General features: G+C 68.6%; 5 protein-coding genes. 3 read left to right on the top strand and 2 right to left on the bottom strand.

Going from position 1 to position 7,521, the window contains the following annotated elements; translation table 11 throughout:
- Positions 1 to 362: 362 nt before the first annotated feature.
- Positions 363 to 2,621, bottom strand: coding sequence for a M3 family metallopeptidase (locus tag FW784_RS11120; protein ID WP_149353413.1), 2,259 nt, complete (start codon positions 2,619 to 2,621; stop codon positions 363 to 365).
- 165 nt (positions 2,622 to 2,786) lie between these two features.
- Here FW784_RS11120 and FW784_RS11115 point away from each other — a divergent pair, with 165 nt between their 5' ends.
- Positions 2,787 to 3,209, top strand: a complete 423-nt coding sequence (locus FW784_RS11115; RefSeq protein WP_149353412.1) for a CBS domain-containing protein — start codon at positions 2,787 to 2,789, stop codon at positions 3,207 to 3,209.
- Positions 3,210 to 3,281: 72 nt separating this feature from the next.
- On the opposite strand, the gene FW784_RS11110 is transcribed toward FW784_RS11115, so the two are convergent.
- Positions 3,282 to 4,484 carry an acyltransferase family protein gene (locus FW784_RS11110; protein WP_149353411.1) on the bottom strand — a complete coding sequence of 401 codons (1,203 nt, stop codon included), beginning with the start codon at positions 4,482 to 4,484 and terminating at the stop codon, positions 3,282 to 3,284.
- Between the two features lie 150 nt (positions 4,485 to 4,634).
- On the opposite strand from FW784_RS11110, the gene FW784_RS11105 reads away from it, so the two are divergent.
- Both FW784_RS11105 and FW784_RS11100 read left to right on the top strand, forming a co-directional pair.
- The gene (locus FW784_RS11105; protein ID WP_149353410.1) at positions 4,635 to 5,525 is read left to right on the top strand and encodes a LytTR family DNA-binding domain-containing protein; all 891 of its coding nucleotides are present in this window, start codon (positions 4,635 to 4,637) and stop codon (positions 5,523 to 5,525) included.
- 54 nt (positions 5,526 to 5,579) lie between these two features.
- On the top strand, positions 5,580 to 7,521 hold a 1,942-nt coding region (locus FW784_RS11100), incomplete at its 3' end, for a GGDEF domain-containing protein (RefSeq protein WP_149353409.1).

The following is a 7,521-nucleotide window of genomic DNA, read 5'->3' as shown; positions in this document are numbered from 1 at the left end:
GCGCTCGTCGATCGCGCCGCTTCGCAGCTGCTTGCGCAGCTTCCCGCGCGTGGCGTCGTACTTGCGCTCCTCGTCGGAGTCGTCGTCGCCCGGTTCGTTCGCTCGATTGGCGCTTCCGGAGGACTGCTGCACGCGCCGAGCGCCGTGGCGGCCACGCAGGACGCGAGCAACGCGAAGCGCATCGTCATCGGAGTGGTGAAGCGGATTTGCTGCTGCATCGCGCCGTCCATCGTGCCGCCTGCGGGAGTGCGCATGGTGGCCCATCGGGCGACGGCGTGCGGTGAGCGAAGCCGGTGCCTCGCACAGCAAAACGCCGCCCGGATCTCTCCGGACGGCGTCGTGTTACGCGATGGTGCTGGCGCTTACTTCTTGGGCGTGGTCGAGGCCGGCGGCGTCGGCGACGCGTCGCTCGGCGCCTTGCTGTCGTCGGTCGGCGCGTCGAGGCCGCGTCGCTTCAGCAGCGGCTCGATCCACGGGTCGCGGCCGGTGTAGTTATGGAACAGCACCATGGCGTCCTGGCTTCCGCCCTGCGAAAGCAGCGTGTCGCGGAAATGCTGGCCGTTGGCGCGCGTCAGGCCGCCGTTCTGCTTGAACCACTCGACGCTGTCGGCATCCAGCACTTCGGACCAGATGTACGCGTAGTAGCCGGCCGCGTAGCCGCCCATGATGTGGCTGAAGTACGGCGTGCGATAGCGCGGGGGCACGGCGTAGAAGTCCACGCCGTCCTTTGCCAGCGCGGCGGCTTCGAACGCCATCACGCCCGAAGCGTCCGGGATCCTGTCGGCCGGGAGCTGGTGCCAGCGCTGGTCCAGCAGCGCCGCCCCCAGGTACTCGGTGGTCGAGAAACCCTGGTTGAACTTGCTGCTTGCCAGCACCTTGTCGAGCAACGCCTTCGGCATCGGCGCGCCGGTCTGGTAATGCTTGGCGTAGTTGGCCAGCACTTCCGGCCAGTCGGCCCACATCTCGTTCACCTGCGACGGGTACTCGACGAAGTCGCGCGGCACGCTCGTGCCGGAGAAGTACGGGTACTTCACGTCGGAGAACATGCCGTGCAGCGCATGGCCGAACTCGTGGAACATCGTGGTCACTTCATCCCACGACAGCAGCGTCGGCTGGCCCGCCGGCGGCTTGGGAATGTTGAGGTGGTTGGCCACGACCGGCAGGTAGCCCGTCAGCGCCGACTGGTCGACGTACGAGTTCATCCACGCGCCGCCGTTCTTGCTCGGGCGGGCATACATGTCGGAGATGAAGATCGCGAGTTGCTTGCCGTCCTTGTCGAACACGTCGAACACGCGTACGTCGGGCTCGTAGACCGGCAGGTCCTTGCGCTCCTTGAAGGTCAGGCCGTAGAGCTGGTTCGCGGCGAAGAAGACGCCGTTCTGCTGCACGTTGTTGAGCTCGAGGTACGGCTTGAGCTGTGCTTCGTCGAAGTTGTACTTGGCCTGGCGCACCTTCTCCGAGTAGTAGGCCCAGTCCCACGGCTGCAGCTTGAACGTCGGCTGGCCCTTGGCCTTCTGTTCCTTGTCGATCATCGCCTGCAGGTCGGCGGCCTCGCGCCTGGCGTTGGCGACGGCCGGCGGGGCGAGCTTGGCGAGCATGGCGTTGACGGCTTCCGGCGTCTTCGCGGTCTGGTCTTCCAGCGCGTAGGCGGCGTAGGTCGGGTAACCGAGCAGCGCGGCCTTCTCGGCGCGCAGCTTGGCGACCTGCGACACGATGCCGGTGTTGTCGTACTTGTTGCCTCGGCTGCCACGCGAGATCGACGCCTTGAAGATCCGCTCACGCAGATCGCGGTTGTCGAGGTACGTCAGCGGCGGCTGGATCGTGGTGTTCTGCAGCTCGATGACGTACTTGCCCTCGAGCTTGTGGTCCTTCGCGGCCTTTGCGGCGGCGGCGATCGCTTCGTCCGGCAGGCCGGCGAGCTCGGCCTTGCTGTCGACAACGACGGCGAGCTCGTTGCGCTCGGCCAGCACGTTCTGGCTGAACTGCGTGCCGAGCTTCGCCATCTCGCCGTTGATCGCCTTCAGGCGCACCTTCTGCGCGTCGTTGAGCTTGGCGCCCGACCGCACGAAGTCCTGGTAGTACTTCTCGACCAGGCGCACGCCCTCGGCGTCGAGGCCGAGCGACTGGCGCTCGTTGTAGAGCGTCTGGACACGTGCGAACAGCTTCGGGTTGAGGCTGATCGCGTCGTTGTGGGCGGCCAGTTTCGGCGAGTACTCGGTGTCGAGCTTGTTGCGCGCGTCGTTGGTGTCGGCACCGACGAGGTTGCCGAACACGGTCTGCGCGCGGCGCAGCGTCTGCCCGCTCTTTTCGAGGGCGACGATCGTGTTCTCGAAGGTCGGCTTCGCCTTGTTGTTGGCGATGGCATCGACTTCCTTCAGCTGCTCCGCCATGCCGCGATCGAACGCGGGCGCGAAGTCGGTGTCTTTGATCTTGTCGAACTGCGGGTAGTGCAGCGGCAGAGCGCTTGGCGCGAAGAAGGGATTCACGGCAGACCTGGTGTTCTTGGCGGAAGCGGCGTGCTTCGCGGCATGCTTGGCCGCGTGCTTGACCGGGTGCGAGACAGCCGGCGCGGACGTGGCGGTGATGGCCAGCGCCAGCGCGAGTGCGAGAGGTTGCTTCATAGGGGAGCCTCAACGGGTGAATGGGGCAGGTTAACCGACAGCTGCTTGATGAACCCATGACGGCAGTGAAACGGCCGGTGGCCGTCGTGAGTGCCGGCTTCACGCGTGCCCGACCGCCGTTGGCCCAGCGTGTGTGGCTTCCTTATCCCCTGGCTGGAGCGTTCAATGGATATCCGCAGCGTCATGACACCCGATCCCGCCAGCTGCCAGGCCGACACGCCGGTACGCGAAGTCGCCCGCCTGATGCTGGAAAACGATTGCGGCCTGGTGCCCGTGATCGACGCCGCCGGCAAGCCGATCGGTACCGTGACCGACCGCGACGTCGCACTGCGCGTCGTCGCCGAGGGCCGCGACCCGCAGCAGTGCGCGGCGAAGGACTGCATGACGTCGCCGGTGAGCAGCGTGCAGGTCGACAGCAGCCTGTCCGACGCGATCCAGTTGATGGAAGCCGAGCAGATCCGCCGCCTGCTGGTCGTCGACCAGGAAGGCCGTCTGTGCGGTGTGGTCGCACAGGCCGACGTCGCGCTCAGCGGCCGCGATCGCAACACGGCCGAACTGCTGCGCGGCGTGTCCGAACCCAAGCACTGATCGGGCGGTACTTTGCCGCCCGCCCGTGCGGGATGACCCCGGGCGCCCGGAATGTTCCGGGCGCCAGCGCGATCAGGCGAGGTCGGCGTCGCGCGCGCGGCCGAGGCTCGCGGTCCCGGGCAGTGACACGCGACGCTCGCGCAGTTTCATGCCGAACAGCGGCCGCAGCATCGGTACGCGGCGGATCACCGCGAAGCCGAGCCAGCAGCCGGCGACGGTTCCCGCCAGCACGGCCGGCGCTTCGATCTGCACCGGCAGCCGGAGCGGCACCAGCACGTAGGCGATCGCGATGATCAGGCTCTGGTGCAGCACGTACCACGGGAAGACGGCCTCGTTCGCCCAGCCCAGCCACGCGAACGGGCGGTCCAGGCACGCCTTCGACCAGCCGAGCACCGCCGAGATCGCCAGCCAGATGTAGAGGCTGCGCAGCGTCCAGATCAACGCCTGTGCGCCGGGCAGGTCATCGGGCAGCGTGTGGCCCAGCCAGTAGTAGACGGGGAACAGCGCCAGCGCACACCCCAGCGAGCGGCGGCGCAGCCGCGCGAATTCCGCCCAGGCCCCGTCCGCGCGAGCGAGCCAATAGCCGTACAGGAACGCCGTGAAGTAGAGGACGTCGCGGTAGCCGTCGTGCACGAGGTCGCCGGTGTCCTTGAAGCGACCCTGCAGCAGCACCGTCTCGATCGCGATCGGAAGGGCGGGCAGCAGCAGCAGCCACCCGCCGCGCAGGCCCGTGACGGCGTCGCGCAGGCGCAGCCCGGCGCGCGAGTCGAGTAGGGGTCGAAGCAACACGAGCGCGACCGTGAACGCCCACAGGTACGCGAGGTACCAGAGGTGGTTCCAGGTGACGCCGCTGGCGTCGCCGTCGAACGCGCCCTTCGGCCACGGACGGAACTCGTAGTAGCGCAGCAGGAAGTCGACGAAGCCCGGTTTCACGAAGCCGGTCTGGATGCCCTGCACGTAAGGCTGCACGGGCACGATCACCAGCATGCCGAACACCAGCGGCAGCAGGAGCCGCCAGGTGCGCTGTCCGAGGAACGACAGCGGGCTGCAGCGGGCGAACAGGTAGGCGCTCGAGATTCCCGAGACCAGGAAGATCAGCGACATCCGCCAGCGATTGACGAACAGCATGGGCAGCTGCAGCCACTCGTACGTGTGGGAACTCTTGATGTGCCAGCGCCAGTCGTCGCCGCCCACGTAGAGCATCCCCCAGTGATAGAGGATCAGCAGGGCGAAGGCGAGGGCGCGCAGGGCGTCGATGTGGTGGCGTCGGTTCATGGCGTCGGTCCGTTGGCGTCGGCCGACTTTCAGCGCCCCGGCGGCGATCGCAGGGCGCGGTGTGACGCGCCGCCCGGCCCCGGGGACGAACGGTGGACGCCGGGGACGAGCGCTCAGCGCCTCCCGGCGTCCGCGGGTGACAATGCGCGGATGAGTAACGCGCCTCCACCCGCCGCCGACGCCGACTGGGCCCGTTTCCAGCCGTGGCGCCCGTGGCTCGAGTGGGGCTTCTGGATCGGCCTGTTCCTGGTGAACAGCATCGCCAACAGCATCACGGTCGACCTCGACCTGCGCCGGGTCCAGGTCGACGTGCGCGGCTGGGAGCCCGTGGTCTGGGAGTTCAGCAGCAACTTCGTGGCCCTGCTGCTCGTGCCGGCGATCGTTGCGTTCACGCGCTGGCGGCCGCTCGAATTCAGCACGTGGCGGCGGCGACTCGCGGAGTACCTGCTTGCGAGCGTGGTCTGGTCCGCCCTGCACGTGGCGGGCATGGTCGCGATCCGCAAGGCGGTCTATGCCGCCCTCGGGGCCCATTACGACTTCGGCGACTGGGTCTCCGAGTGGGGGTACGAATACCTCAAGGACGCACGTGGCTTCGCCAGCAGCGTGCTGATTGTCGAGGCCTACCGCCTGTTCCTGCGCCGCCTGCAGGGTGAGGCCCGCCTGCTTTCCGCGCCTGACGACGCGCCGGCAGCCGAACCGGTCGCCCGGCCGGAGCGCTTTCTGGTCCGCAAGCTGGGCAAGGAGTTCCTGGTGGCGGCCGCCGACATCGAATGGCTGCAGGCGTCGGGCAACTACGTGAACCTGCATGTGCGGGGCCGCGATTACCCGCTGCGCTGCACGATGGCGCAGATCGAGGAGAAGCTCGACCCGGCGCGGTTCCGTCGGGTGCACCGCAGCTGGGTGGTGAACCTGGACGTCATCGACCGCATCGAACCGGTCGACTCCGGCGATGCGCGCGTCGTCATGCAGGACGGCACCGCGGTGCCGTGCAGCCGCCGATACCGTTCGGCGCTCCGGGGCGAAGCCACCGCCGCTGCCTGAACCGTTGCGTACGTCGATCCTCAGCTAAAGGGCGGCGGGGCCGATAGTGCATCCATGAATGCGTCCCGGGTCCTTTTCCTGCTGCTGCTCGTCACTACCTCTGCGGCTGCCAGCGAGCGCGTCGAAGACGTGCTGCGCGACCAGAGCCTGCACGGCTACCGCTCGGCCGCGGAGGCGATCGACCGCCTCGAAGCCGCGGACCGCCCGGGCGAATCGGCGCCGATCGCCCGTCGCGAGCGCTACGCAGCGGCAATCGGCTACCTGGCCGTCACCTCGCGACAGCCGGGAATGGTCGCGGCGGCAAAGCAGGCGCTGGCGTCGCTCGACGCGATGGCTCGCGAGCAGAAATGTGGCCCGTGCGCGACAGAAGCCGCGCTGGTGCGGGCGCAGGACGCACTGACCCGCCGCGAACCCGACGAGGCGGAGCGCCTGCTGCGTGTCGTGGAAGCGCGGCTGGCGGACGCCTCGCCCGACGTCGTGCAGAACTACCACTACTCGCGCGCCCGGCTCTACAACATCCACGGAAACTTCTCCGGCGGCATCGCCGAGGCGCTGAAGTCCGCCGACCTCGCCGAGAAGGCGGGTGACGAGGCGAGCCGCATCCGGGCGCAGGCATTGATGGTCGCCATGACCACCGGCCTTGCCGACTACGGCCGCGCGCACCTCATCGCCCACCGCGCCTACGCCGACGCGAAGCGGATCGGCTTCACGTACGCCATGGCGTCGCTGCGCCTCAACGAGGCGAACGCACTCGGGCGCGCCGGCCTGGTCGAACAGCAGGGCGAAGCGCTGGACGAGGCGCTGCGCCTGTCGCGCGGCCAGCGCGGCATGGAGGAGTTCGAAGCGGTCAGCCTGTCCAACCTTGCCGATCACTGGTTGATGCAGCACGACTACAAACGCGCGCTCGACTACGCGCAGCAGGCCGCCCAGCTCGCGCGCAGCAGCGGCGACCGTCGCAGCCTCTCCTATGCGCTGACCAACGCCGGCGTTGCCACCGCGCACCTGGGCGACGTCGAAGGCGGCCTTGCCCTGGTGCGACAGGCGGCGGACATCGCCCAGCAGATGGATGCCCGCAGCGACGCGGTCGGAATCACCGGCGAGCTGGTCGGCATCTACAAGTCGGCCGGTCGCTACCGCGAAGCGCTCGAGGCGCTGGAGAAGGTCGCGACGCAGCAGCAGGAACTCACCCAGCAGGAACGCGACAAGACGGTGCTGGAAATGCAGGAGCGTTACGACGCGCAGGCCCGGCAGCGCGACATCGACCGGCTCGCCGCCGCGAACCGCATCAAGCAGGCGGAACTCGCCGTGCGCGCGTGGCAGCAGCGCCTGTGGGCAGCGCTCGCGGTCGCCCTCGCACTCGCCGTCGTGCCGCTCGTGCAATGGATGAAGCGCGTGCGCACCGACAACCAGCGCTTGTCCGGCGACATCGCCGTGCTGTCCGAACAGTCGATGCACGACCCGCTCACCGGCGTGGCCAATCGGCGTCAGTGCCAGCTGCTGATGGATCGGCATGCCGGGCGCAACGGCGAGGCCGCGCCGATGGGCCTGGTGCTTGTCGATGTCGACTTCTTCAAGCAGGTCAACGACACGTGGGGCCACGCAGCCGGCGATCGGGTACTGGTCGAGATCGCCTCGCGACTGCAGGCGCTGGTTCGCCAGCAGGACACCGTCGTGCGCTGGGGGGGCGAGGAGTTCGCAGTGCTGCTGCCCGGCACGGGCGCCGAGGGCGTGCAGGCGTTCGCGGTGCGTGCGCTCGCCGCGATCGCCGCGATCCCGATCGATATCGCGGGTAACCGGGTGGACGTCACCGTCTCGATCGGCGCGGCGCCGTGTCCCCTGCAGCCCGGCGTCGACTGGCAACACGCGATGCACGTGGCCGACCTGGCCCTGTACCTGTCGAAATCGTCGGGCCGCAACCGCGCGACGTGCATCACGCGCGTGGCGCCGCGAGCCGACATCAGCCTGCTCGGGCGCGACCTCGCGGCCGCGCAGGCAC

Source organism: Cognatilysobacter lacus (assembly GCF_008274655.1).
In the GTDB taxonomy this organism is placed as follows: domain Bacteria; phylum Pseudomonadota; class Gammaproteobacteria; order Xanthomonadales; family Xanthomonadaceae; genus Cognatilysobacter; species Cognatilysobacter lacus.
The sequence above is the reverse complement of the archived record's forward strand: the minus strand, read 5'-3'. Positions and strand labels throughout refer to the sequence as shown.

Bases quoted from the DNA above. Each gene is read 5' to 3' on its own strand.
- FW784_RS11120 (WP_149353413.1), bottom strand. From the start codon at position 2,621: ATGAAGCAACCTCTCGCACTCGCGCTGGCGCTGGCCATCACCGCCACG.
- FW784_RS11115 (WP_149353412.1), top strand. From the start codon at position 2,787: ATGGATATCCGCAGCGTCATGACACCCGATCCCGCCAGCTGCCAGGCC.
- FW784_RS11110 (WP_149353411.1), bottom strand. From the start codon at position 4,484: ATGAACCGACGCCACCACATCGACGCCCTGCGCGCCCTCGCCTTCGCC.
- FW784_RS11105 (WP_149353410.1), top strand. From the start codon at position 4,635: ATGAGTAACGCGCCTCCACCCGCCGCCGACGCCGACTGGGCCCGTTTC.